At 70.9% G+C, this 24,413-nt stretch carries 20 protein-coding genes; 14 read left to right on the top strand and 6 right to left on the bottom strand.

Annotated elements, in window-relative coordinates:
• Nucleotides 1-112 precede the first annotated feature (112 nt).
• The 3 genes from ABZ930_RS24175 to ABZ930_RS24165 all read left to right on the top strand — a co-directional run bounded on the left by ABZ930_RS24175 (nucleotide 113) and on the right by ABZ930_RS24165 (nucleotide 3,342).
• Nucleotides 113-1,165: an Rv2578c family radical SAM protein gene (locus ABZ930_RS24175; protein WP_361551211.1), complete on the top strand. Its 1,053-nt coding sequence runs from the start codon at nucleotides 113-115 to the stop codon at nucleotides 1,163-1,165.
• Between the two features lie 146 nt (nucleotides 1,166-1,311).
• A complete protein-coding gene (locus ABZ930_RS24170; protein ID WP_361551208.1) occupies nucleotides 1,312-2,907 on the top strand; it encodes an alpha/beta hydrolase in 1,596 nt (531 codons plus the stop codon).
• A 33-nt stretch (nucleotides 2,908-2,940) separates the two neighbouring features.
• Nucleotides 2,941-3,342 (top strand): RidA family protein, encoded by a 402-nt coding sequence (locus ABZ930_RS24165; RefSeq protein WP_361551205.1) that lies wholly within the window; start codon nucleotides 2,941-2,943, stop codon nucleotides 3,340-3,342.
• Nucleotides 3,343-3,345: 3 nt separating this feature from the next.
• Here the strand turns inward: ABZ930_RS24165 and ABZ930_RS24160 are convergent, their stop codons facing one another.
• Nucleotides 3,346-3,918, bottom strand: coding sequence for an adenylosuccinate lyase (locus ABZ930_RS24160; protein ID WP_361551202.1), 573 nt, complete (start codon nucleotides 3,916-3,918; stop codon nucleotides 3,346-3,348).
• A gap of 360 nt (nucleotides 3,919-4,278) precedes the next feature.
• Between ABZ930_RS24160 and ABZ930_RS24155 the strand changes: the two genes are divergently transcribed.
• From ABZ930_RS24155 to pssA, 9 genes are all read left to right on the top strand, one after another.
• Nucleotides 4,279-6,078: a 3-hydroxybutyryl-CoA dehydrogenase gene (locus ABZ930_RS24155; protein ID WP_361551200.1), complete on the top strand. Its 1,800-nt coding sequence runs from the start codon at nucleotides 4,279-4,281 to the stop codon at nucleotides 6,076-6,078.
• An 85-nt stretch (nucleotides 6,079-6,163) separates the two neighbouring features.
• On the top strand, nucleotides 6,164-7,021 hold the full coding sequence (locus ABZ930_RS24150) for a TetR family transcriptional regulator (RefSeq protein WP_361551197.1): 858 nt from the start codon (nucleotides 6,164-6,166) through the stop codon (nucleotides 7,019-7,021).
• 625 nt (nucleotides 7,022-7,646) lie between these two features.
• On the top strand, nucleotides 7,647-8,984 hold the full coding sequence (ccrA, locus tag ABZ930_RS24145; protein WP_361551194.1) for a crotonyl-CoA carboxylase/reductase: 1,338 nt from the start codon (nucleotides 7,647-7,649) through the stop codon (nucleotides 8,982-8,984).
• 22 nt (nucleotides 8,985-9,006) lie between these two features.
• Entirely contained in the window at nucleotides 9,007-11,055 is a 2,049-nt protein-coding gene (locus ABZ930_RS24140; protein WP_361551191.1) for a protein meaA, read from the top strand.
• Nucleotides 11,052-12,017, top strand: coding sequence for a CoA ester lyase (locus ABZ930_RS24135; protein WP_361551188.1), 966 nt, complete (start codon nucleotides 11,052-11,054; stop codon nucleotides 12,015-12,017). Before ABZ930_RS24140 ends, ABZ930_RS24135 begins: the two co-directional genes overlap by 4 nt.
• A 5-nt stretch (nucleotides 12,018-12,022) precedes the next feature.
• Nucleotides 12,023-12,532 carry a MaoC family dehydratase gene (locus ABZ930_RS24130; RefSeq protein ID WP_361551325.1) on the top strand — a complete coding sequence of 170 codons (510 nt, stop codon included), beginning with the start codon at nucleotides 12,023-12,025 and terminating at the stop codon, nucleotides 12,530-12,532.
• Between the two features lie 2 nt (nucleotides 12,533-12,534).
• Nucleotides 12,535-13,740 (top strand): acyl-CoA dehydrogenase family protein, encoded by a 1,206-nt coding sequence (locus tag ABZ930_RS24125; protein WP_361551185.1) that lies wholly within the window; start codon nucleotides 12,535-12,537, stop codon nucleotides 13,738-13,740.
• Between the two features lie 195 nt (nucleotides 13,741-13,935).
• The gene (locus tag ABZ930_RS24120; protein ID WP_361551182.1) at nucleotides 13,936-14,592 is read left to right on the top strand and encodes a phosphatidylserine decarboxylase; all 657 of its coding nucleotides are present in this window, start codon (nucleotides 13,936-13,938) and stop codon (nucleotides 14,590-14,592) included.
• A 64-nt stretch (nucleotides 14,593-14,656) separates the two neighbouring features.
• On the top strand, nucleotides 14,657-15,439 hold the full coding sequence (gene pssA, locus ABZ930_RS24115; protein ID WP_351445425.1) for a CDP-diacylglycerol--serine O-phosphatidyltransferase: 783 nt from the start codon (nucleotides 14,657-14,659) through the stop codon (nucleotides 15,437-15,439).
• Nucleotides 15,440-15,506: 67 nt separating this feature from the next.
• Here pssA and ABZ930_RS24110 read toward each other — a convergent pair whose 3' ends face one another.
• The 5 genes from ABZ930_RS24110 to ABZ930_RS24090 all read right to left on the bottom strand — a co-directional run bounded on the left by ABZ930_RS24110 (nucleotide 15,507) and on the right by ABZ930_RS24090 (nucleotide 20,485).
• Nucleotides 15,507-16,772, bottom strand: a complete 1,266-nt coding sequence (locus tag ABZ930_RS24110) for an ABC transporter substrate-binding protein (RefSeq protein ID WP_361551180.1) — start codon at nucleotides 16,770-16,772, stop codon at nucleotides 15,507-15,509.
• Nucleotides 16,769-17,875 carry a branched-chain amino acid ABC transporter permease gene (locus ABZ930_RS24105; protein WP_361551177.1) on the bottom strand — a complete coding sequence of 369 codons (1,107 nt, stop codon included), beginning with the start codon at nucleotides 17,873-17,875 and terminating at the stop codon, nucleotides 16,769-16,771. Before ABZ930_RS24105 ends, ABZ930_RS24110 begins: the two co-directional genes overlap by 4 nt.
• Nucleotides 17,868-18,758, bottom strand: coding sequence for a branched-chain amino acid ABC transporter permease (locus ABZ930_RS24100; protein ID WP_361551174.1), 891 nt, complete (start codon nucleotides 18,756-18,758; stop codon nucleotides 17,868-17,870). Before ABZ930_RS24100 ends, ABZ930_RS24105 begins: the two co-directional genes overlap by 8 nt.
• A complete protein-coding gene (locus ABZ930_RS24095; RefSeq protein WP_361551171.1) occupies nucleotides 18,755-19,546 on the bottom strand; it encodes an ABC transporter ATP-binding protein in 792 nt (263 codons plus the stop codon). The genes ABZ930_RS24100 and ABZ930_RS24095 overlap by 4 nt, the downstream gene beginning before the upstream one ends.
• Before the next feature lie 102 nt (nucleotides 19,547-19,648).
• On the bottom strand, nucleotides 19,649-20,485 hold the full coding sequence (locus ABZ930_RS24090; RefSeq protein ID WP_361551168.1) for an ABC transporter ATP-binding protein: 837 nt from the start codon (nucleotides 20,483-20,485) through the stop codon (nucleotides 19,649-19,651).
• 238 nt (nucleotides 20,486-20,723) lie between these two features.
• On the opposite strand from ABZ930_RS24090, the gene ABZ930_RS24085 reads away from it, so the two are divergent.
• Nucleotides 20,724-21,932, top strand: coding sequence for a helix-turn-helix domain-containing protein (locus ABZ930_RS24085; protein ID WP_361551165.1), 1,209 nt, complete (start codon nucleotides 20,724-20,726; stop codon nucleotides 21,930-21,932).
• 394 nt (nucleotides 21,933-22,326) lie between these two features.
• The gene (locus tag ABZ930_RS24080; RefSeq protein WP_361551162.1) at nucleotides 22,327-24,381 is read left to right on the top strand and encodes a tetratricopeptide repeat protein; all 2,055 of its coding nucleotides are present in this window, start codon (nucleotides 22,327-22,329) and stop codon (nucleotides 24,379-24,381) included.
• Nucleotides 24,382-24,413: the final 32 nt, after the last annotated feature.

Here is a 24,413-nt window from a genome sequence, read left to right as displayed (position 1 = left end):
TGCACGAGTGGGGCCAAGCCAACCACCCCGCCCGCCAGCCGCCAAAATCGGGGTTCGCACGATCAAGGGAACGTGTGTTCTATTCTGGGGCCAGTGCTACCGAGGAGGCGTCATGCGCTGGGAGAACCTCACCGGACTCGAGGGTGGGCCCGTGGACCACGGGCGGGCCGGGGACGCCGCGCTCTTCGGCGCGGACGCGGTCGTGAGCCGCACCGTCGACACCCCGGAATTCAGCGGGGTGACGTTCCACGAGATCCGCGCGCGGTCCATCGTGAACCGGGTGCCGGGCGCGTCACGGATGCCGTTCGAGTGGACGGTCAATCCGTACCGGGGCTGTACCCACGCCTGTGTCTACTGCTTCGCGCGCAACACGCACAGCTATCTGGACCTGGACACCGGGCTCGACTTCGACAGCCAGATCGTGGTGAAGGTGAACGCGCCGGAGCTGCTGCGCCGCCATCTCGCCTCGCGCCGCTGGCACGGCGAGCACATCGCGATGGGCACGAACGTCGACTGCTACCAGCGGGCCGAGGGCCGCTACCGGCTGATGCCCGGGATCCTGGAGGCGCTGCGGGACTACGCGAACCCCTTCAGCATCCTGACCAAGGGCACGCTGATCCTGCGCGATCTGCCGCTGCTGCGGCAGGCGGCCGAGGTGACCGACGTCGGGATCTCGGTCTCGGTCGGCTTCGTGGACCAGGAGTTGTGGCGCACCGTCGAGCCGGGCACGCCCGCTCCCGAGCGCCGGCTCGATGTCGTACGCGCCCTCTCCGACGCCGGGATCGGGTGCGGGGTGCTGATGGCGCCGGTGATCCCCTTCCTCGGCGACCGTCCCGACCAGCTGCGGGCGACGGTGCGGGCGATCGCCGGGGCGGGCGCGACCTCCGTCACCCCGCTCGTGCTGCATCTGCGGCCCGGGGCGCGGGAGTGGTTCATGACGTGGCTGGCGCAGAACCACCCGTACCTCGTGCGGCGTTACGAGCGGCTGTACGCGGAGGGGGCCTACGCGCCGAAGTGGTATCAGCGGCGGGTGACCCGGCAGGTGCACGAGCTGGCCGAGGAGTTCGGCATCGGGCCCTCGCGGGCGGCGGCGCGGCGGCGCGTCCCCGAGCGGGAGGCACCGGTCGGGGCCGGGCCGGGCCCCACCCAGCTCTCCCTCCTCTGACGCCGGGTCACGTGCCGGACGGCGTCCGAGATCTGGGTGCAATCGGGTCAAGTTCCGCAGAACGGATTCTTCTGGGCGGGGTTTCCGGGAACATGCAGCCGCGAGCCGTGGATTCGCGGCCCTGACCCCCCGCCTCGGGAGGCCCCATGAAGAAACGCGCAGTCGCCCTGTGCGGGATCGCCGCCCTGGCGGCCGCCGCGGTCGTCACGCCCGCGGCCGTCGCGGACACCGACGCCGCACCGGCCCGTGCGACGCGAGCCGGCACCCCGCACCTCACCTGGAAGAAGTGCGGCACCTCGGACCAGCCGACGCAGCAGTGCGCGTCGCTGAAGGTGCCGCTCGACCACGACAACGCCTACGGGCAGTGGATCACCATCGCCCTGTCCCGGATCCCGCACACGGCGAAGACCTCGCAGGGACCGCTCCTGGTCAATCCGGGCGGCCCCGGCGGCAGCGGGCTCTCGCTCGCCGGGTTCGTGGCGTCGAGCCTGCCGAAGAAGGTCGCCGCGCAGTACGACGTGATCGGCTTCGACCCGCGCGGGGTCGGCAAGAGCCGGCCGGCGCTCGACTGCGTACCCGGCCACTTCGACCCGGTGCGGCCGCCGAGCGTGCCGACGACACAGACGATCGAGCGGACGAACACCGAGCGCGCGGCCGCCTTCGCCCGCGCCTGCGAGACCAAGTACCACGACGTCCTGCCGTACATCGACACGGTGAGCACCGTCCGGGACATGGACCTGATCCGGGCGGCGCTCGGCGCACCGAAGATCAACTACTTCGGCTACTCGTACGGCACCTACCTGGGCGCGGTGTACGCGAAGTACTTCCCGCAGCGGGTGCGGCGGCTCGTCCTGGACTCGATCGTCGACCCCGACGGGGCCTGGTACCGGGACAACCTCGACCAGGACCTCGCCTTCAACGCCCGCCACCAGGCCTTCATGGCGTGGGTCGCCAAGTACGACGCGGTCTACAGGCTGGGCAAGGACCCGGCGACGGTCGAGGCCAAGTGGTACGCGATGCGGGACGCGGTCACGAAGAAGCCGGCCGGCGGCACGGTCGGCGCGGGCGAACTGGAGGACACCTTCCTGCCCGGCGGCTACTACGACGGCTACTGGCCCCGTCTGGCCGAGGCGTTCTCCGCGTACGCGAACAAGAAGGACGCGGACTCGCTGGTCGCCGCGTACGAGACCTTCGGCGCGGTCGACGCCGCCGGGGACAACGGCTACAGCGTCTACACGGCCGTGCAGTGCCGGGACGCCCGCTGGCCCCGCGACTGGCGCCGGTGGCACCGGGACAGCGCGGCACTGAACGCGAAGGCCCCGTTCTCCACCTGGAACAACGCCTGGTACAACGCGCCGTGCGCGTCCTGGCCGGTCCCGCCGCTGGAGCGGACCGACGTCACGAACGACGCGCTGCCGCCGGTCCTGCTGTTCCAGGCGACGGACGACGCGGCGACCCCGTACGAGGGCGGCGTGCGGGTCCATCAGCTGCTGCGCGGTTCCAGCCTGGTGGTGGAGCAGGGCGGCGGCAACCACGGGATCACGCTCAGCGGCAGCACCTGCCTGGACGGGTACCTGTCCGCGTATCTGGCGACCGGGAAGGTGCCGCGCGGCCACGGCACGGCCGACGCGGTCTGCCGGAAGCTGCCGGACCCGAAGCCGCCGGCGACCCGGGAGGCCGCGTCCCCGGGAGCGACGAAGGGCGCGACGCTGCACCGGCTGCTCGGCTTCCGGACCCGCTGACCTGACGCGCGGGGCGCGGGTGAGGATGGGGGCATGACGACCCACCTCACCCGCCTCCCCGTTCCCGACGGTGTCGCCCCGGCGGCCGCGTACAGCCATGTGGTCCTGGGCAGCGGCCGCCTCGTCGCCGTCTCCGGCCAGCTCGCCCTCGACGAGCGGGGCGAACTCGTCGGCGCCGGCGATCCGCTGGCGCAGGCGCGCCAGGTCTTCGGCAACCTGCGGCGCTGCCTCGCGGCGGCGGGCGCGTCGTTCGACGACGTGGTGAAGCTGACGTACTTCGTGACCGACGCGGCGTTCATGCCCGAGGTGCGCCGGGCCCGCGACGAGTTCCTGGACCCGGCACGGCTGCCCGCGGCCTCCGCGGTCCAGGTCGCCGCCCTCATGGGCCCGGACTTCCTGCTGGAGATCGAGGCGTGGGCCGTGCTGCCCGAGTGACGCCTACCTCCGGGGCAGCCGGGCGAGGGCCGCTTCCGCCGCCATCGCGAGCCTCGGGTGCGTGGCCGCCTCCTTGAGGACCTCGCGGGCCCGCGGGTCGGCCAGGCTGCCGAGGCCCTCCACACAGGCGAGCGCCACCTTGCGGTACGGATCGTGCGGGGCGAGGCGGCGGCGCAGGGTCGTGATCAGGGCCGGGGCGGACTCGGAAGCACGCAGCTGGGTCAGCAGGCGGACCGGGTACAGGGCGTAGGCCACGCGCAGTTCGTTCGTGGCGAGGGCCGCCGCGGCGCGGGCCGTGCGCGGGTCGCCGAGGACCGCGAGGGCGTGCGCGGCACCGGCGCAGCGCTCGGGATCGCGGTGATTGAGCAGCAGGACGAGGGCCTCGAAGGCACGCCGGTCACCCGCCGTGCCGAGCCGATGGGCCGCGAACTCACGCGCCCACAACGGCTGTTCCGGCGCCGTGAGGACCGCGGCCAGCGCATCCGGGTCGTCCGTGGCGGCGAGCTGCTCGAAGGCGGGGGTGCCGCCGGATTCCTTCCGGATGCGCTCTGTCACCGTTCGCGACTCTTCGTCCATGCATCGAGGCTACGTCCCCCCGGGCCGGCGGCGACGTAGATCACACGGACTCGTCAACGTCCAGGGCTGGCGCGCTCGTTACTCGCCGGTTAATCTCATGTGAGCGGGGCACACTTCCCGCAGTACACCTCCCGGTGGCCTGGTGACGCAGCCACCGCGAGTGCTCGTCGGTTCGGTACGACACGGCTTGGGACAGGGCCGGTCGGTTCACCTCCGCACGTCGCGCGGCTCTTCGCGCGCGGCGCTCCTCTCACCCGGGTCCGGGCATCCGCATCGCCCGCCCGCCTCCCGTACGCCGCGCGCCCGTTGGCGCCGCCGCGTGCGCCCCTCGTCGTCACCCTCACTTCCTGGAGTCCCCGGATGGACGCTCCTCTGTCCCGTACCGCCCCTTTTCCGACGGTCGCCGTCGTCGGCCTCGGCACCATGGGCACCGGCATCGCCGAGGTCCTGGCCCGCGCCGGCCGCGAGGTCGTCGGCATCGACATCAGCGAGGCCGCCACCGCGCAGGCCGTCGCCTCCCTGGAGGCCTCCACGGCGCGTGCGGTGCGCCGCGAGCACCTCACCGAGCGGGAGCGGGCCGACCTTCTCGCGCGGTTCCGTACGTTCACCGATCTGCAGGCCGCGGCCGACGCCGACCTGGTGATCGAGGTCGCCCCGGAGTCGTACGAGATCAAGCAGCAGATCTTCCGCGCGCTGGACGGGATCGTGCGTCCCGACGCCATCCTCGCGACCGGGACCAACGCCCTGTCCGTGACCCGGCTCGCCGCCGACTCCGCACGGCCCGAACGGGTCCTGGGCCTGCACTTCTTCAACCCGGCGCCCGCGATGAAGCTCGTCGAGGTCGTCTCGTCCGTGCTCACCGCCCCGGCCGCCGTGGCCGCCGTCACCGACCTGGCCCTGGAACTGGGCAAGGAGCCGGTGGCCGTCGGGGACCGGCCGGGCTTCGTCGCCGACGGGCTGCTCTTCGGCTACCTCAACCAGGCCGCCGCGATGTACGAGGCCAAGTACGCCTCCCGCGAGGACATCGACGCCGCGATGCGGCTCGGCTGCGGTCTGCCGATGGGCCCGCTCGCCCTGCTCGACCTGATCGGGATCGACACCGCCCGGACCGTCCTCGACGCCATGTACGCCGAGTCCCGGGACCGGCTGCACGCCCCCGCGCCGATCCTCAAGCAGCTCAGCGAGGCCGGTCTGACCGGGCGCAAGACGGGCCGCGGCTTCTACACGTACGAGGAGCCGGGCAGCTCCACGGTGGTGCGGGACGCGCTGACGCCGCTGACCGACGCCGTCGCCGCGCCCTTGCGCACCGTCGAGTCCGTCGGCGTCGCGGGCTCGGGGACCATGGCCTCCGGGATCGCCGAGGTGTTCGCGAAGGCCGGGTACGCGGTCGTGCTCGCCGCCCGCAGCGAGGAGAAGGCGCAGGCGGCCAAGGCCCGGATCGGCAAGTCCCTGAAGCGCTCTGTCGACAAGGGCCGGATGACGGCCGAGGCCGCCGATGCCACCCTCGCCCTGATCACCCCGGCCGGTTCCTACGACGCCTTCGCCGATGTCGACCTCGCGCTCGAGGCCGTCGCGGAGGACCTGGAGATCAAGCAGCAGCTGTTCGCGACGTTCGACAAGGTGTGCAAGCCGGGCGCGATCCTGGCGACGACCACCTCCTCGCTGCCGGTGGTCGCGTGCGCCCGGGCCACCTCGCGGCCGCAGGACGTGATCGGGATGCACTTCTTCAACCCGGCGCCCGCGATGAAGCTCGTCGAGGTCGTGCGGACCGTGCTGACCGCCGAGGACGTGCACGCGACCGTCCGCGATCTGACCCTGAAGGTGCGCAAGCACCCCGTGGACTGCGGGGACCGTGCCGGTTTCATCGTGAACGCTTTGCTGTTCCCGTACCTGAACAACGCGGTCAAGATGGTGCAGGAGCACTACGCGTCGCTGGACGACATCGACGCCGCGATGAAGCTCGGCGGCGGATACCCGATGGGTCCGTTCGAACTCCTCGACGTGGTGGGCCTGGACGTCTCCCTCGCCATCGAGAAGGTGCTGCACCGCGAGTTCCGCGACCCGGGTCTCGCGCCCGCGCCGCTCCTGGAGCACCTGGTGGCCGCGGGCTGCCTCGGCCGCAAGACCGGCCGTGGCTTCCGCGAATATGCCCGGCGCTGAGCCGGACGCGGAGTCGGGGGCCGGTTGGGGCGGGCTGCTCGGAGCGTCGGGCGGCCCGTCAACCGGGGAGCGACTTGGAACGTACATGCAGTACGTTCGGGGCATGACGCCCGCTGCCAAGGCCGACCGGTCCTCCCGTACATCCGCCACGAGCGCCGTTGCCGGCGGCTCGGAGGCTCCGGAGAGCGCGGCGAGCAGCCGGGCCGCGGCACAGCGGCTCAAGATGCGCCGCGAGCTGGCGGCCGCGGCGATGGAGCTCTTCGCCACCAAGGGGTACGAGGCGACGACGGTCGACGAGATCGCGGCGGCGGCCGGGGTCGCGCGCCGCACCTTCTTCCGGCACTTCCGCTCCAAGGAAGAGGCGATCTTCCCGGACCACGACGACACCCTGGTGCGCGCCGAGGCGGTGCTGAACGCGGCGCCGCCGCACGAGCACCCGCTGGACACGGTGTGCCGCGGCATCAAGGAAGTCATGAAGATGTACGCGTCGTCGCCGACGGTGGCCGTGGAGCGGTACCGGCTGACCCGTGAGGTGCCGACGCTGCGCGAGGCCGAGATCGCCTCGGTCGCCCGGTACGAGCGGCTCTTCACGCGCTATCTCCTCGGACACTTCGACGAGGAGGCGCACCACGACGGCAACGACGACCCGCTGCTCGCCGAGGTCGCCGCGTCCGCCGTCGTGACCGCCCACAACCACGTGCTGCGGCGCTGGCTGCGGGCCGGGGGCCAGGGCGATGTGGAGACCCAGCTCGACCACGCCTTCGCTATCGTGCGGCGCACGTTCGGCACGGGCATCGGCGCCGGCCGCACCCCGGCCGCCGCCGAGGCCGTCCCGGCGGCGCAGGTGTCGCACTCCGGTGAGGTCGTGGTCACGGTGGCCCGCGTCGACGCTCCGCTGCCCGAGGTCATGCGCACCATCGAGGAAGCACTCCGTAACCGGTAGGCCGTTCGTCGGCCGCGGCCCGGTGGGGCTTCTCGCGCAGTTCCCCGCGCCCCTGAGATGCGCACTCCGTGCAGCATCTCATCGATGAGGCCGCGCGCAGCGCATGCCCCAGGGGCGCGGGGAACTGCGCGACCAGCCCCCACCGGCCCGCACCCGATCGCGAGACCCCTCAGGCGTCTGACATGGCACGCAGTGCCACGTCAGACGCCTTCTTCGTGCCCGGGCGCGCCCACCCACCACCCCCGTGATCGATCATCGATCCCCCGGACCAGCCATAACCCCACCCTGACCTCGAATGATCGATCATCGCTCGCCTGAAGCGTAAAGATTTCATCTGAGCGACATCAATGGCACGCAGTGCCTTGCCAGCTGTCACGGTGTGCCATACGTTGAAGGTGTCCGGGCGGCCGGCGGAAGGAGAACTTCCGTACGCCGACTGTCCCCGCGAGCCACGGCCCGCGCGCCCGGACGCCTGCGTCACAGGCACCCTTCCGCGCCACACCAAGCGCTGCCGGAGCACCACCCCGCCGAACCGACGGCACACCCCTCATCAGCACCACCGCAGCCCCAGTACAGCCACACCCCGACCAGCGTTCCCTCAACGCTCTTCGCCGGAGGCAACACCGTGAAGGACATCCTGGACGCGATTCAGTCGCAGACCGCCACGTCTGCCGACTTCGCCGCTCTGCCGATCCCCGACTCGTACCGCGCGATCACCGTGCACAAGGACGAGACGGAGATGTTCGAAGGACTCACCACGCGCGAGAAGGACCCGCGCAAGTCGATCCACCTGGACGAGGTCCCGGTGCCCGAGCTCGGTCCGGGCGAGGCGCTCGTGGCCGTCATGGCCTCCTCCGTGAACTACAACTCGGTGTGGACCTCGATCTTCGAGCCGCTCTCCACCTTCGGGTTCCTGGAGCGCTACGGCCGCACGAACGACCTGGCCAAGCGGCACGACCTGCCGTACCACATCATCGGCTCCGACCTCGCGGGCGTCGTCCTGCGCACCGGCCCGGGCGTCAACGCCTGGCAGCCCGGCGACGAGGTCGTCGCGCACTGCCTCAGCGTCGAGCTGGAGTCGAGCGACGGTCACAACGACACGATGCTCGACCCCGAGCAGCGCATCTGGGGCTTCGAGACCAACTTCGGCGGCCTCGCCGAGATCGCGCTCGTCAAGTCCAACCAGCTGATGCCGAAGCCGGACCACCTGAGCTGGGAGGAGGCCGCGGCCCCGGGCCTGGTCAACTCCACCGCGTACCGCCAGCTGGTCTCGCGCAACGGCGCCGGCATGAAGCAGGGCGACAACGTCCTGATCTGGGGCGCCTCCGGCGGACTCGGCAGTTACGCCACCCAGTTCGCGCTGGCCGGCGGCGCCAACCCGATCTGTGTCGTCTCCAGCGAGCAGAAGGCGGACATCTGCCGCTCGATGGGCGCCGAGGCGATCATCGACCGCAGCGCCGAGGGCTACAAGTTCTGGAAGGACGAGCACACCCAGGACCCCAAGGAGTGGAAGCGCTTCGGCAAGCGCATCCGCGAGTTCACCGGCGGCGAGGACATCGACATCGTCTTCGAGCACCCCGGCCGCGAGACCTTCGGCGCCTCCGTCTTCGTCACGCGCAAGGGCGGCACCATCACCACCTGCGCCTCCACCTCGGGCTACATGCACGAGTACGACAACCGCTACCTGTGGATGTCGCTGAAGCGGATCATCGGCTCGCACTTCGCGAACTACCGCGAGGCGTGGGAGGCCAACCGCCTGATCGCCAAGGGCAAGATCCACCCGACGCTGTCGAAGGTGTACTCGCTGGAGGACACCGGCCAGGCCGCGTACGACGTGCACCGCAACCTCCACCAGGGCAAGGTCGGCGTCCTCGCGCTCGCCCCCGAGGAGGGCCTGGGCGTGCGCGACCAGGACAAGCGCGCCCAGCACATCGACGCCATCAACCGCTTCCGCAACGTCTGATCTCACGGAGGTTCACCGGCTCATGACTGAGCGTCAGAAGGACCGGCCGTGGCTGATGCGCACCTATGCCGGTCACTCCACGGCCGAGGCGTCCAACGAGCTGTACCGCCGCAACCTCGCCAAGGGCCAGACCGGTCTGTCGGTCGCGTTCGACCTGCCGACCCAGACCGGCTACGACCCCGACCACATCCTCGCCCGCGGCGAGGTCGGCCGGGTCGGCGTCCCGGTGTCCCACCTCGGTGACATGCGGCGCCTGTTCCAGGACATCCCCCTGGAGCAGATGAACACCTCGATGACCATCAACGCCACGGCCATGTGGCTTCTGGCGCTCTATCAGGTGGTCGCGGAGGAGCAGGGCGTGGACATCGCCACGCTCCAGGGCACGACGCAGAACGACATCGTCAAGGAGTACCTGTCCCGGGGGACGCACGTCTTCCCGCCGGGACCCTCCCTCCGGCTGACGACCGACATGATCGCCTACACGGTGTCGAACATCCCCAAGTGGAACCCGATCAACATCTGCTCGTACCACCTTCAGGAGGCGGGGGCCACACCGGTCCAGGAGATCGCGTACGCGATGTCCACCGCCATCGCCGTTCTCGATGCCGTACGCGACTCAGGGCAGGTCCCCGCCGAGAAGTTCGGGGACGTCGTGGCCCGCATCTCCTTCTTCGTGAACGCGGGAGTCCGCTTCATCGAGGAGATGTGCAAGATGCGGGCGTTCGGGCGGATCTGGGACCGGATCACGCGCGAGCGGTACGGCATCGAGAACGCGAAGCAGCGCCGCTTCCGGTACGGCGTGCAGGTCAACTCGCTGGGTCTCACGGAGGCGCAGCCGGAGAACAACGTCCAGCGGATCGTCCTCGAGATGCTCGCCGTGACGCTGTCGAAGGACGCGCGCGCCCGCGCCGTCCAGCTCCCGGCCTGGAACGAGGCCCTCGGCCTCCCCCGGCCCTGGGACCAGCAGTGGTCGCTGCGCATCCAGCAGGTCCTCGCCCACGAGAGCGACCTCCTGGAGTACGAGGACATCTTCGCGGGCTCGCACGTCATCGAGAAGAAGGTCGACGAGCTGGTCGCCGACTCCTTCGCCGAGATCGACCGGATCCAGGAGATGGGCGGCGCGATGGCCGCCGTCGAGTCGGGCTATCTGAAGTCCCAGCTGGTCTCCTCGCACGCCGAGCGCAGGGCGCGGATCGAGGCCGGCGAGGAGAAGATCATCGGTGTGAACTGCTACGAGGGCACCGAGCCGAACCCGCTCACCGCCGACCTGGACACCGCCATCATGACGGTGGACCACGGGGTCGAGGCGGGCGTGATCGCGGCCATCGATCAGTGGCGCACCACCCGTCAGGAGTCGACGGACCGCCAGGGCATGGGCGACCCGTTCCACTACCCGACCACCCGGCAGGCCCTGGACCGCCTCAAGGAGGCCGCCGAGGGCACGGAGAACCTCATGGAGGCCACGCTCGAATGCGCCCGCGCCGGGGTCACGACCGGCGAGTGGGCCGGGGCGCTGCGCGAGGTGTTCGGCGAGTTCCGGGCGCCCACGGGCGTCTCCTCGGCGCCGGTCGCGGTGACCGCGGAGGAAGGCACCCCTCTCGCCCTCGTCCGCGAGAAGGTCCGCCGCACCGGGGACGAGCTGGGCGGCAAGCTCCGCCTGCTGGTCGGCAAGCCGGGCCTGGACGGCCACTCCAACGGCGCCGAGCAGATCGCCGTCCGCGCCCGCGACGCCGGGTTCGAGGTGGTCTACCAGGGCATCCGCCTCACCCCCGACCAGATCGTGTCCGCCGCGCTCGCCGAGGACGTGCACTGCGTCGGCCTGTCGATCCTCTCCGGGTCGCACGCCGAGCTGGTGCCCGATGTCCTCGAACGGCTCCGCGAGGCGGGCGCCACCGACATCCCCGTGATCGTCGGCGGCATCATTCCGAACGCCGACGCCGAGGAGCTGAAGCGGGCGGGTGTCGCCGCCGTCTTCACCCCCAAGGACTTCGGCATCACGGAGATCATCGGCCGTATCGTCGACGAGATCCGGAAAGCGAACCACCTCGACCCGTTGGAGGTCCCCGCATGACCAGCCCCGTCAACCGTCTCCGGCCGCGCCGCTCCTGTCTCGCGGTGCCGGGAAGCAACCCCCGCTTCCTGGAGAAGGCCCAGGGTCTGCCGGCCGACCAGGTCTTCCTCGACCTGGAGGACGCCTGCGCGCCGCTCGCCAAGCCGGAGGCGCGGCACACCATCGTCAAGTTCCTGAACGAGGGCGACTGGACGGGCAAGACGCGCGTCGTGCGGGTCAACGACTGGACGACCGAGTGGACGTACCGCGACGTCGTGACCGTCGTCGAGGGCGCCGGCCAGAACCTCGACTGCATCATGCTGCCGAAGGTCCAGACGGCCGACCAGGTCGTCGCCCTCGACCTGCTGCTCACGCAGATCGAGAAGACGATGGGCTTCGAGGTCGGCAAGATCGGCATCGAGGCGCAGATCGAGAACGCCAAGGGCCTCAACAACGTCAACGCGATCGCGGAGGCCTCGCCGCGCATCGAGACGATCATCTTCGGCCCGGCCGACTTCATGGCGTCCATCAACATGAAGTCGCTGGTCGTCGGCGAGCAGCCGCCCGGCTACGGCGCGGACGCCTACCACTACATCCTGATGAAGATCCTGATGGCGGCCCGCGCCAACGACCTCCAGGCGATCGACGGCCCCTACCTCCAGATCCGCAACGTGGACGGCTACCGCGAGGTCGCCCAGCGCGCCGCGGCCCTCGGCTTCGACGGCAAGTGGGTGCTGCACCCGGGCCAGGTCGAGGCGTCGAACGAGATCTTCTCGCCGTCCCAGGAGGACTTCGACCACGCCGAGCTGATCCTGGACGCGTACGACTACTACACGTCCGAGGCGGGCGGCAAGAAGGGCTCCGCGATGCTCGGCGACGAGATGATCGACGAGGCCAGCCGGAAGATGGCCCTGGTCATCTCGGGCAAGGGACGCGCGGCCGGCATGCGGCGCACGTCGAAGTTCGAAGCCCCGGAGGCGTGACGACCATGCAATTCGGCCGCACCTACGAAGAGTTCACCGTCGGGGACGTCTACAAGCACTGGCCAGGGAAGACGGTCACCGAGTACGACGACCACCTCTTCTGCCTGCTGACGATGAACCACCACCCGCTCCACCTCGACAGCAACTACGCCGAGAGCACGACGGACTTCGGCAAGAACGTCGTCGTGGGCAACTACATCTACTCCCTGCTGCTGGGCATGTCGGTCCCGGACGTGTCCGGCAAGGCGATCGCCAACCTGGAGATCGAGTCGCTGAAGCACGTGGCGCCGACCTTCCACGGCGACACGATCTACGGCGAGACGACGGTCCTCGACAAGACGCCGTCGCGGTCCAAGAGCGACCGCGGGATCGTGTACGTCGAGACGAAGGGCTACAAGCAGGACGGCACGCTCGTCTGCGTGTTCCGCCGCAAGGTGATGGTGCCGACCGAGACGTACATCAAGGAGCGCGGCGGCGAGCAGCCCGGCCGCCCGGAACTTCGGGAGAGCAAGTAACCATGAGCCGACTCGCCCAGACCCACGGCCTCAACGACGTGCAGCAGGAGATCCTCTCCACCGTCCGGGACTTCGTGGACAAGGAGATCATCCCGGTCGCGACCGAGCTGGAGCACCGCGACGAGTACCCGCAGGAGATCGTCGACGGGCTCAAGGAGCTGGGCCTGTTCGGTCTCATGATCCCCGAGGAGTACGGGGGTCTGGGCGAATCGCTGCTCACGTACGCGCTGTGCGTGGAGGAGATAGCGCGTGGCTGGATGTCGGTCTCCGGCATCATCAACACCCACTTCATCGTCGCCTACATGCTGAAGCAGCACGGCACGCAGGAGCAGAAGGAGCACTTCCTGCCGCGGATGGCGCTCGGCGAGGTGCGCGGCGCGTTCTCGATGTCCGAGCCGGGCCTCGGTTCCGATGTGTCGGCGATCACGTCGAAGGCGGTCAAGGACGGCGACGAATACGTCCTCAACGGCCAGAAGATGTGGTTGACCAACGGCGGAACGTCAACGCTTGTGGCGGTTCTCACGCGAAGTGACGAAGGTCATCCCGAAGGCACGGCCCCGCACAAGTCGATGACCACCTTCCTGGTGGAGAAGGAGCCCGGGTTCGGCGAGGTCCGGCCGGGTCTGACCATCCCCGGGAAGATCGACAAGATGGGTTACAAGGGGGTCGACACCACCGAACTCATCATGGACGGGCTACGTATTCCAGCCAATCGTGTGCTGGGCGGCACCACCGGCCGAGGGTTTTACCAAATGATGGACGGTGTCGAAGTCGGGCGGGTGAATGTGGCGGCGCGTGGCTGCGGCGTCGCACAGCGTGCATTTGAGCTGGGTGTCGCTTACGCCCAGCAACGTCACACTTTCGGGAAGGCCATCGCCCAGCACCAGGCGATCCAGTTCAAGCTGGCCGAGATGGCTACCAAGGTGGAAGCCGCCCATGCGATGATGGTGAATGCAGCACGCAAAAAGGACTCCGGGGAACGAAACGACCTCGAAGCGGGAATGGCCAAGTACCTGGCCTCCGAATACTGCAAAGAAGTCGTGGAGGACGCGTTCCGCATTCATGGCGGCTACGGGTTCTCGAAGGAGTACGAGATCGAGCGCCTGTACCGTGAGGCTCCGATGCTGTTGATCGGCGAAGGTACCGCCGAGATCCAGAAAATGATCATTGGACGGCGTCTGCTCGAGGAGTACCGGTTCCAAGGCTGAGTCCACCCGAAGTGTCCTCATTGGGGGTGTTTTCTTCGCGAAGAAGATCACACCCCGTAGGCACTCTTCGGCCGAGCCTCACAGCCTGATGTCGCTTCCTGGCTTGCCCAGTTGTGGCTCGCAACCGATACCATCCCGGGAAAAGCCGCCGTCCCCCCGTAACCAGCGCGGCCTCATCCGCTACGAAGGTCATCCATGCCCCACAGCCAAACCTCTGCACCACGCGACGGCTTCCTCGGTGGTCGCCTTGCGCGCGGAGCATCGCCGTGGCTTCTTCCGACCGTCGCCACGGCCGCACTGAGCCTGGCGCGCTCGCGTCGTTCCAGGAAGGCAGCAGCACTCGCCGTCCCGACCACCGCTCTGGCGGCCGGCATGCTGTGGTTCTTCCGCGACCCCGAGCGCGAGATCGCCCCGGGCCGGGTCATCTCCCCGGCCGACGGTGTGGTGCAGAGCATCATGCCGTGGAAGGACGGTCGCACCCGTGTCGCGATCTTCATGAGCCCGCTGAACGTGCACGTGAACCGCGCTCCCCTCGCGGGCACGGTGACGTCGGTCGAGCACATCCCCGGTGGCTTCGTTCCCGCCTTCAACAAGGAGAGCGAGAACAACGAGCGGGTGGTGTGGCACTTCGACACCGAGCTCGGTGACATCGAGATGATCCAGATCGCCGGTGCCGTCGCCCGTCGTATCGTTCCCTACATCCCTCAGGGCACGAAGGTCGAGCAGGGCGAGCGCATCGGGCTGATCCGCTTCGGGTCGCGCGTCGACATCTACCTTCCCGAAGGGGTCGAGGTCGACGTCGAGGTCGGCCAGAAGACGACAGCGGGGGTGACTCGCATTGACCGTGACTGATCCCGAGGCCCAGACCTGGGCGGGTGACACAGACGCCGTCGACGGGGGTGACGACGCGGAGGAGATGCCGCTCTCACTGCGCCTGTCGATAGCGGACACCCTGACGCTCGGCAACGCCACGTGCGGCTTCATGGCGGTCTACTTCACGACGACCGGCATCCTGATCCCGCACATCCAGGGCAGCAACGACTCCGGCATGGCGCGGCACTCCGCCGCGACCGCCGTGATCCTGATGCTGGCCGCCGCGATCTTCGACCTGTTCGACGGTCTGGTGGCCCGCAAGCTGCGTTCGTCGCCGATGGGCGCGGAGCTGGACAACCTCTCCGACCTCATCAGCTTCGGCCTGGCGCCCGCCTACTTCGTACTCGTCTACGGCATGGTCGCCGACGACGCGCACCAGAGAGTGGCGGCGGTGGGGGCCATCGTGGTCCTCCTGGCGGTCGTCCTACGCCTCGCGCGCTTCTCGTGCGTGACGGTGAAGGACGGCACGTTCCAGGGCATGCCGTCGCCGTTCGGCGCGCTGACGGTCGTCTCGATCGTCCTGCTGGAGCTGCCCTTCGTGGCGACGCTCCTCGCGATCATCGGCACGGCGTGGCTGATGGTGAGCCGGGTCGAGTACCCGAAGCCGCGCGGCCGCCTCGCCGTCGCGATGCTGTCGTGGATCGTGCTGAGCATGGCGCTGCTCGCGGCCTGGGCGTTCGACGCCCCCGGCGGCCAGCTGCTGCTCCAGACCGGCTGTGCGCTGCAGCTGGTGCTCGGCGCGGTGATCCCGCTGTTCGCCACGGCCCGCCGGGTGAACAACTTCCGCGACAACCGTCGCGAGGCGCGGGCGACGCAGCTGCCGTAGTCCCGTACGACGTGAGAAGGGCCCCGAACCGGTCGGTTCGGGGCCCTTCTCGTGTGCGGGGCCGGGATCAGCCGGCCGACGGCGCGTAGTCCTTGGCCTCGTCGGCCTCGCCCGCCTCTCGGACGACCTTCATGCCGCCGACCGCCGTCTTGTCGGGCTGCAGGATCACCGACTGGCGCGAGGACGGGGCCTCGGGGTCGGTGAAGTCCTGCGCGGTGCCGAAGCCGTTGTCGAAGGACTTCAGGGTCAGCAGCGCCTTGTCGACGCCCTCACGGGTGAGGTCCTTGTCGGCACAGGCCTTCTTCAGGGCGTCGCCGAAGGCGGACGCGGCGGTCCAGCCGGCGACGACGCCGTTGTCCAGGGAGTCCTTCGGGTACGCCTTCTTGTAGTCGGCGACGAGCTTCTTCGCCTGCGCGGTGTCCGCGCCGATGGGCAGCGACGGCGAGGCGACCCAGTAGTTCTTCTCCAGGGCCGGTCCGGCCTGGGTGGCGAGCAGCTGGGGCGCGAACGCGGAGTTGTTGCCGATGATGGGCGCGGCCAGCTTCGCCGCCGCCGCGACCCCGACGAGGGAGGCCGCCTGGCGCGGGCCCGCACTGATCACGATGCCCTTGACGCCGGCCTTCTTCAGGGCGGCGACCTGGGCGGTCATGTCGTTGTCGGTGGGCTTGATCTTCTGCTCGACGACGGTGAGCCCGGCCTTCTCGGCGATGAACTTCGAGCCCTTGAGCGCGTTCTCGCCGTAGTCGCCCTCGAAGTAGACGTGCCCGAGCTTGTCGCCCTTCTTCAGGCCCTTCTCCTTGATCAGGAAGTCGACGGCGTTGATGGTCTCGTAGTCGTACGTCGATCCGATCACGCGGACGTAGGGGTCGCCGAGGAGGTTCGCCGACCAGGCCTGCGGCAGCACGAGGGCCTTGTCCTGGCTGATGCGCTTCTCGACCGCGGCGACGAAGGGCGAGCCGATGAACTGGGTGAAGCCGAGGACGTTCGGCTCCAGCTCGGTGTAGCCGGCGACGGCCTTCTGCGGGTCGTAGCCGTGGTCGCGGACGGTCAGCTTGAGCTGGTAGCCGCAGATGCCGCCGGCGGCGTTGGTCTGCTTCACGTAGAGCTGCTGGGCCTGCGTGACGCTCTTGCCGAGCGTGGCGTAGACGCCGGTCATGTCGGTGAGGACGCCCAGGTTGATCGTCTTGCCGGAGATGCCCTGGCCGGTCTTCACCCCGCCCGCGCTCTGCTTGTCGCCTTCGTTGTCGTCCTTCGCCTTGGAGCTGCAGGCCGCCGTGAGGGCGAGCAGCCCCGCCACGGCTGCCGCCGTGAGCGTGCGGGTACGGGTGTTCATGCGTCCTCCTGAGGGTGTTTCCGGGCGCGCCGGGCGGCGATCCGGACCAGGCCGCCGGGCAGAAAGAGGACCACTGCCACGACGGCGGCGCCGTAGAGGTAGCGGGATGCCTCACCGGGGGCGATGCCACCGGTTCCGGGAGCCGAGACGAGGGGCAGTGCGTCGCTGTAGCGGGTGAGGATCTGGGGCAGCAGCGAGACGAACGCGGCACCGACGACCGCGCCCGCCACCGAGCCGAGACCGCCGATGACGATCATGGCGAGGTATTCGAGGGAGAGCGTGATGCCGAAGTAGTCGGGGACGGTGCGCTGGAAGACCAGGGCGAGCAGCACTCCGGCGAGGCCCGCGTACATCGAGGAGAGCACAAAGACGGCTCCCCGGTAGCGGGCGACGGGCACGCCGAGGACCCCGGCGGCGATGCGGTGGTCGCGGATGGCGTTCATGGCGCGTCCCGGCCGCCCGCGCAGCACGCCGCGGGCGAAGAGCCCGCAGCCGAGCAGGAGCACGAGGCCGAGGTACCAGAGCTTCTCGGCGGAGCCGAACGGCACTCCGGCGAGGGTGAGCTCGCTGTCGTCGAAGGAGAGCCCGAAGAGGTTCATGACGGGGACGTCGCGGCCGTTGGCGCCGCCGGTGAGGTCCTCGGCGTTGAACAGCACGTGCTGCCCGATGAAGATCAGCGCGAGGGTGGCGATGCCGAGGTACGCGCCCTGGAGCCGTCCCGCGATGGGGCTGAACAGGCCGCCCGCCAGCCCCGCGAGGAGCACGGCCAGCACCGCGGCGAGCCAGGGCGGGAGCCCGAGGCCTTGGACGGTCTGGCCCTCCTCCCCCGCGAACACGCAGTAGCCGTAGGCGCCGACGGCGAGAAAGAAGGCGTGGCCCATGGAGAGCTGGCCGGTGGCGCCGGTGAGCAGGTTGAGGCCGATGGCGCCGATCGCGGCGGCCATGGCGAACAGTCCCGCCTGGAGCCAGAACCGGTCCACGTAGAACGGCAGGGCGACCAGGACGAGGGCGAGGACGCCGGCGGCCCAGGTGCGGCGGCGGGTGAGGAACGTGCGGGGCGGGGCGGCGGGGGTGGCCCGGGCCGGGGCGAGCGTGTCAGACACGGGCGAGCTCCTTGGTGCCGAAGAGTCCGGAGGGCCGCAGGAGCAGGATCACCGTCATCACGAGGTACGGGGCGAGATCGCCGAGTCCCCGTCCCATGAAGGCGAGTTCGCTCTGGTAGCCGGTGGCGAGGGACTCGGTGACGCCGACGATCAGACCGCCGACGAGGGCGCCGGTGGTGGAGTCGAGGCCGCCGAGGATGGCGGCGGGGAAGGCCTTCAGGGCGGCGAGCGAGGTGGCCCGCTCCAGGCCCGGGGTGGGGAAGACGGTCAGGAACAGCGCGGCGACGGCGGCGAGGGCGCCCGCGACGGCCCAGGCGCCGAGCGACACCCTTCCGAGCCGTACGCCCATCAGCGCGGCGGTCTCGCCCTTCTCGGCGGCGGCGCGCATCGCGACACCCCAGGAGGTGTAGCGGAAGGTGAGCAGGAACGCCGTGATGAGCAGGCCCGCGGCCACGAACGCGGCGATCCGGGTGTGCGCGATCGAGATGCCGCCGACGGTGAGGACGGCGTCGCCCCAGGGGTCGCCGAGGGTGAGCACGTCGGTGCCGAGGCGGCGGGTGAGCTCGGTGGTGAGCAGGATGTCGACGCCGATGGTGACGATGGCGAGGACGCTGTGGTCGTGGCCGCGGTAGCGGCGCATGACGAGGAACTCGACGGCGGCGCCGACGACCGCGGCGGCGGCGATGCCGACGCCGAGCGCGGGCCAGAAGCCGATGTCGTCGTGGAGCGAGGCGGTGACGTAGCCGCCGGCGAGCAGCAGGGAGGCGTGCGCGAAGTTGACGACCTCGGTGGCGCGGAAGATCACGACGAAGCCGAGGGCGATCAGGGCGTAGACGGAGCCCATCGAGACGCCGTTGAGGAGCAGTTCGAGGAAGGTGGTCATGCGGCGTTCTCCGGTTCGTCGGGGGCGCCCAGGTAGGCCTGGATCACCGCCGGGTCGTTCTGGACGGTGGCCGGCGGTCCCCCGGCGATCCGCTTTCCGAAGTCGAGGACGGTGACCTCGTCGGCGAGGCGCATGACGACTCCCATGTCGTGTTCCACCAGGACGATCGAGATGCCGAGGCTGTCGCGGACGCCGGCGATCACGGCGGCCGTGCGGCGCCGCTCGTCGGCGGTCATCCCGGCGACGGGCTCGTCGAGGAGCAGCACCTTCGGCTCCATGCACAGGGCGCGGGCCAGCTCGGCGAGTTTCTGCGCGCCGTAGGGCAAGGCGCCGGTCGGCGTGTCCAGTTGGTCCGCGATGCCGACGAACTCGGCGATCTCCCGGACGCGTTCGCGGTGCGCCCGTTCCTCCCGGACGGCGGCGGGCAGCCGCAGCCCCGCCGCGACGAATCCGGCCCGGGTCAGCCGGTGCCGCCCGAGCAGCAGGCTGTCGGCGACCGTGGTGCGCGGCGGCAGCGCGAGGTTCTGGAAGGTGCGGGCGACGCCGAGCGCGGCGATCCGGTGCGGGGGCAGTCCGGTGAGTTCGGTGTCGCCCAGGTGGACGGTGCCGGAGGTGGCCCGGTACACCCCGGACAGCACGTTGAACGTGGTGGACTTGCCTGCGCCGTTGGGCCCGATGACGGCGTGCACGGTGCCGGGCCCGACGGTGAACCCGATCCCGTCGAGCGCGGTGAGCCCGGCGAACCGCACGGTCAGGTCCCGGACGTGAAGCGGCAGTACGTCATTCATCGCGGCCTCCTTCGACAGCGCCCCGAAGGGGCGCGGGGAACTGCGCGAGGCAGGGCCACCGGCCGCCGGACGCGCGACTGCGCACAGGGGCAGACGATCCGCTCACCGGTCGCCACCTCCCCAGGCCCGCAGCACGGGCGCTTCCCGCACCCCACCGGACGCGTCGGCGACGGCGTCCTCGTCGACGACCCCGAGATAGCGCCGCCGCACCTCGTCGGACCCGGCCAGCTCGTCGGCGGGCCCGTGCAGCGCGACCTCCCCGACATCGAGCACGTACGCGTACGAGGCGAGACGCAGCGCCAGCGCGGCGTTCTGTTCGACGAGCAGGACCGAGACCCCCTGGGCGTTGATCTCCCGGATGGTGTCGGCGATGCGGGCCGCCATCAGCGGGGCAAGCCCGAGCGACGGCTCGTCGAGGAGCAGCAGTCGCGGCTCGGCCATGAGGGCGCGGCCGACGGCCAGCATCTGCTGTTCGCCGCCGGAGAGCAGTCCGGCCCGCTGCTGGGCCCGGTCGGCGAGGACCGGGAAGAGGTCGTGGACGCGGCGCAGGGCCGCGGCCTTCGCGGCCCGCGAGCCGGTCGAGCCGAGGGCGCCGGCGCGCAGGTTGTCGGCGACGGTCATCCGGGCGAACACCTGACGCCCCTCGGGGACCTGGCAGACCCCGGCGGCGACGATCCGGTCGGGGCTGAGCCCGCTGACGCGCCGCCCGCCGAACCGCACCTCGCCGGACGTCACGGCGCCGCCGTGGAAGTCGAGGGTGCGCGAGATCGCCCGCAGCAGCGTGGACTTGCCCGCGCCGTTGCCGCCGAGCACGGCGACGACGGCTCCCCGCGGCACGTTCAGCGTCACGTCGCGCAGGGCGCGTACGGGCCCGTAGCCGACGGATACGCCGTCGACCGCGAGCCCGCCTGCTTCGTTTGCATCGGTCGTATCGGTCACTTTGTGTGTCCCTCCCTGGACCGGTACGGGACCGGTGGCGCTCACGACAGCACCGCGCGGGCGGCCCGTCCACGGACTGCCGGGGAAACGCTGCGCAGGCCCAGCGCCCGCCCGTCCCGGTTGTGCGCGCGCACAAGACCCCGTGTCAGGGGCCTGCCGGACGGGCGCCGGGGATGGCATCCTCCGCAGCAGCGAACGAGTCCTTTGCCGTCGCTTTACGGGCTGTTGGGGAGGGACGATGGGCGGACGCAAACACCGCACCGGACAGGACTGGAAGCTCCTCAGGGAGGCGTGCACGACCCTTCTCGACCGGGTGCCCGAGCTGGTCGACGAGCATCTGCGGCAGCTGTTCGCGCACTCGGACGTCTACGCGCGGGTGCTGCCGTACGACGCCCAGTGGCGGGAGGCCGAGGAGGCCATCCGGATCGGCGTCGAGACGATCACGGCGCCGCGGGAGGCGCCCCGGCGGGATCTGGCGTACGCGGAGGAGGCGGGCCGGCGCCGGGCGGGCCAGGGGCTGCCGCTCGACCTGCTCGTGCACGCGTACCGCAACGCGGGCTATCTGGTGTGGGACGCGCTGATGGAGAGCGCGGGGGGCGAGCCGGAGCGGCTGAAGGCCCTGATGCGGTCGGCGACGATGGTGTGGGCGGCGGTGGACGCGCAGGCCGCGGCGGCCTCGGAGGCGTACCGGGCGACGGAGCTCGAGCTGCGGCGCCGTACCGACGAGCAGATGCAGGCGCTGCTCGACGCGCTCCTGGAGGGCCGTCCGTCGCCGGGGCTCGCCGCCCGGGCCGCGGCCGGGCTCGATCTTCCCGAGCACGGTCCGTACGCCGTGGTCGTGCTGCGGGTGGAGCGCCGGGACAGCCGGGAGACGTTCCATCGCCGGGTCCAGGATCCCGACTTCCGGTTCGTGTGGCGCATGCGGGCCGACTGCGAGGTCGGCGTGGTGGCGCTGGGCGCGGGGCGCACCCTCGACGACGTGGCGGTGCTGCTCGACGGGCGGTGCCCGGGGCCCGGGGGGCTGAGTCCGGTCGTGCGCGGTCTGGGGGAACTGGGGCATGCCCGGCGGCTCGCCGAGCTCGCCCTGCGCACCTGTCCTGCGGACACCACGGGTGTCGTCCGGCTCGATCACCGGATGCCGACGGCGCTCGTGGTCAGCCAGCCTGACCTGGCGCAGCGGCTCGTCTCCGGCGTGTTCGGTGAACTCCTCGCGCTGGAACCGGCCGATCGTGCCGTGCTGCTGGAGACGCTGGACGCGTGGCTGGCGTGCGAGGGGTCCGCCGGGCGGGCGGCCGGTCGTCTGTACTGCCACCGCAATACGGTCTTCAACCGGTTGCGGCGGCTCGAGCAGTTGACGGCGCGGTCGTTGTCACGGCCGCGGGATCTCATGGAGATGACCTTGGCGCTGGACGCGTACCGGTTGTCGTCGGGGGCCGGGGCCTCTTAGGGGTTGTCGGTCGAGCGCGGCCGGTGGGGGGCTGGTCGCGCAGTTCCCCGCGCCCCTTAACGGGCTGCCGGTCGACTCACGGCCGGTGGCCGCTTCTCGCGCAGTTCCCCGCGCCCCTGAAACGAGCTCCGCTCGTCCAGGGGCGCGGGGAACTGCGCGAGAAGCCCCACCGGCCGTCAGCCGGACGACAAGCAGACGATCCGCTGATCCGATCGGGGGACCCGTCCGCGATGCACGGCCGGGGCTGCGGCACCCCCTGAACTAGGCTCGGGATCGCCCCTGCCGACCCCCGGAGGGGCTGGCGTGAGACGGAGCGTGGCCCGTGACGAATCAGGCGGTCGAGGAGCCCTCGGGGCGAGCCCGAAAGCGGCGCCGCACGCGCGGGGGTCTGGACTTGACGGCCCCTCAGTTCCTCGGGCGCGGCCGCGAGTTGAAAGAGCTGCGCGCCGACATCGAGCGCGCCGGCCTGGACACCCTGTCGGGCCGCAAGGCGCCCAGGGCCCGGGTCCTGCTCATCGCGGGCCGCCCCGGAACCGGCCGCACCGCACTCGCCGAGGAGCTGCTGCGCCAGATCGCCGACCGCTACCCGGACGGCGCGCTCCGGGCCCGGCTCACCGCGCCCGACGGCACCCCGGTGCCGACCGAGCGCGTCGCCCGCGAACTGCTGGACGAGCTCGACCTGCCCGCACCGCCCGGCGAGTCCGCCGACGATCTGACGGAGCGGCTGCGTGAGGGACTGTCCGTGCGCCGGGTCGTCCTGCTGCTCGACGACGCGAGCGGCGCCGAGCAGGTGGACGAGCTGCTGCCCGAGACCCCGGACTGCCTGGTCGTGGCCGTCGCCGAAGGCCCTCTCACCGGCATTCCCGACGTGCGGCCCTGCACGATCGGCGGTCTCGACACCAAGTCCGCGGTCGAGCTGCTGACCCGGCACACCGGCTCCGTCCGGATCACCTGCGACCCGCGCTCCGCCGAATCCCTGGTGGAGGTGTGCGGATCGGAGCCCGCGGCGCTGGAGATCGCAGGCGGCTGGCTCGCCGTACGGCCGAAGGAGTCCGTCGCCGACCTCGCCAAGCAGTTGCACGCGCTGGACGGCGACGGCCCGGCCCTCGCCCGCGTGTTCCGGCACTCCTACGCGTCCCTTCCGGGGCCCGCCGCCCGGATACTGCGATACCTGTCCCTCGCGCCCGAGGGGTACGTCGACCCGCACACCGCGTCCGCGCTCGCCGGGTGCTCGGTGTCCGCCGCCCGCACCACGCTCGACGACTTCGTGACGCTCGGGCTCGTCCGGGGCGTCGCCTCCGAGCTGCCGCAGTACGAGGTGCCGGGCTGTCTGCTGCCGTTGCTGCGCGGGCTCACCGAGACATTGGACCGGCCCGGCGAGGTGCAGCTGGCCCGCGCCCGGATGCTGGAGCGCACGGTGCGGCTGCTCACGTCCTGCCGCGCGATCACCGAGCCCGACGGCTCCCCGGCGCGCAAGAAGCTCGCGGGGCTGCCCAGCGCGCTGCGGTTCGCGAATCCGGAGGTGGCCGCGGAATGGCTGCGGGTACGGCAGCCCACCCTGCTCGCGGCGGCCCGGCTGGCCGTGGCCGACGGCGACCTCGACACCCTGGCGCGGCGCCTGATGGCGGCCCTGACCCGGGCCCTGGTCGCGCACCGCGGGCCCGAGGACGCCGCCGCCGAGCTGTACGGCATCCACCGGCTCGTCCTGGACGTCGCCGAGCGCCGTGACCTGCCGCGCGAGAAGGCCGCGGCCCTGCTCAATCTCGCCGACCTCGACGCGCGGACCGGACGTACGCAGGAGGCCCTGGCCCGCTACCGGTCCGCGCTGGACGCCGGACGGGCGGCCGGCGACCCCTACGCGACCGGCCGCGCGATGGAATCCGTAGGCGGTACCTACCAGGAGCTGGGGGACTGGCACCGGGCCGCCGACTGGTACGGCCGGGCCCTCGCCCAGCGGCTCACCCGGGGCGAGCGGTCGGACGCCGCGCGGCTGCACGGCCGGATCGCGGCGGTGCACACGTACGCGGGGCGCTACGGCGACGCGCTGCGCGGCTGGCGGTCGGCCGTGGCCGGGTACCGCAAGGAGGGCGACGTCCGGTCCCAGGCGCGGGCCCTGAGCGAACTGGCGCGCGTGCAGGAGTACGCCGGGCGTCCCGAGGACTCGCTGTACACGTGCCAGGAGGCCGTCGAGTGGGCCCGGCAGGCCAAGGACGTACGGCTCCAGGCGGCGCTCCAGGTGCGGCTCGCGGACACCCTGGAGCGGCTCGGCGACCCGGCCGCGGCCAAGCTGCACCGCAGTGCCGCCGAGCGCATGCTGGGAGAGGAACTCGCACCGGCGCCGTCCGCGGACACCGAGACCACCGCAGGCGCGAAGGACAGTCCGGAAGCAAACCCATCGGAACAAGCCGCTAACGCCTACGAAATCCGTAGTGCATCCTCTGAAGATTGATGCATCGAAAGGCTAGACAGCCGGAAGACCTT

This window comes from Streptomyces sp. NPDC046716 (assembly GCF_040645755.1).
Classification (GTDB): Bacteria; Actinomycetota; Actinomycetes; order Streptomycetales; family Streptomycetaceae; genus Streptomyces.
The sequence above is the reverse complement of the archived record's forward strand: the minus strand, read 5'-3'. Positions and strand labels throughout refer to the sequence as shown.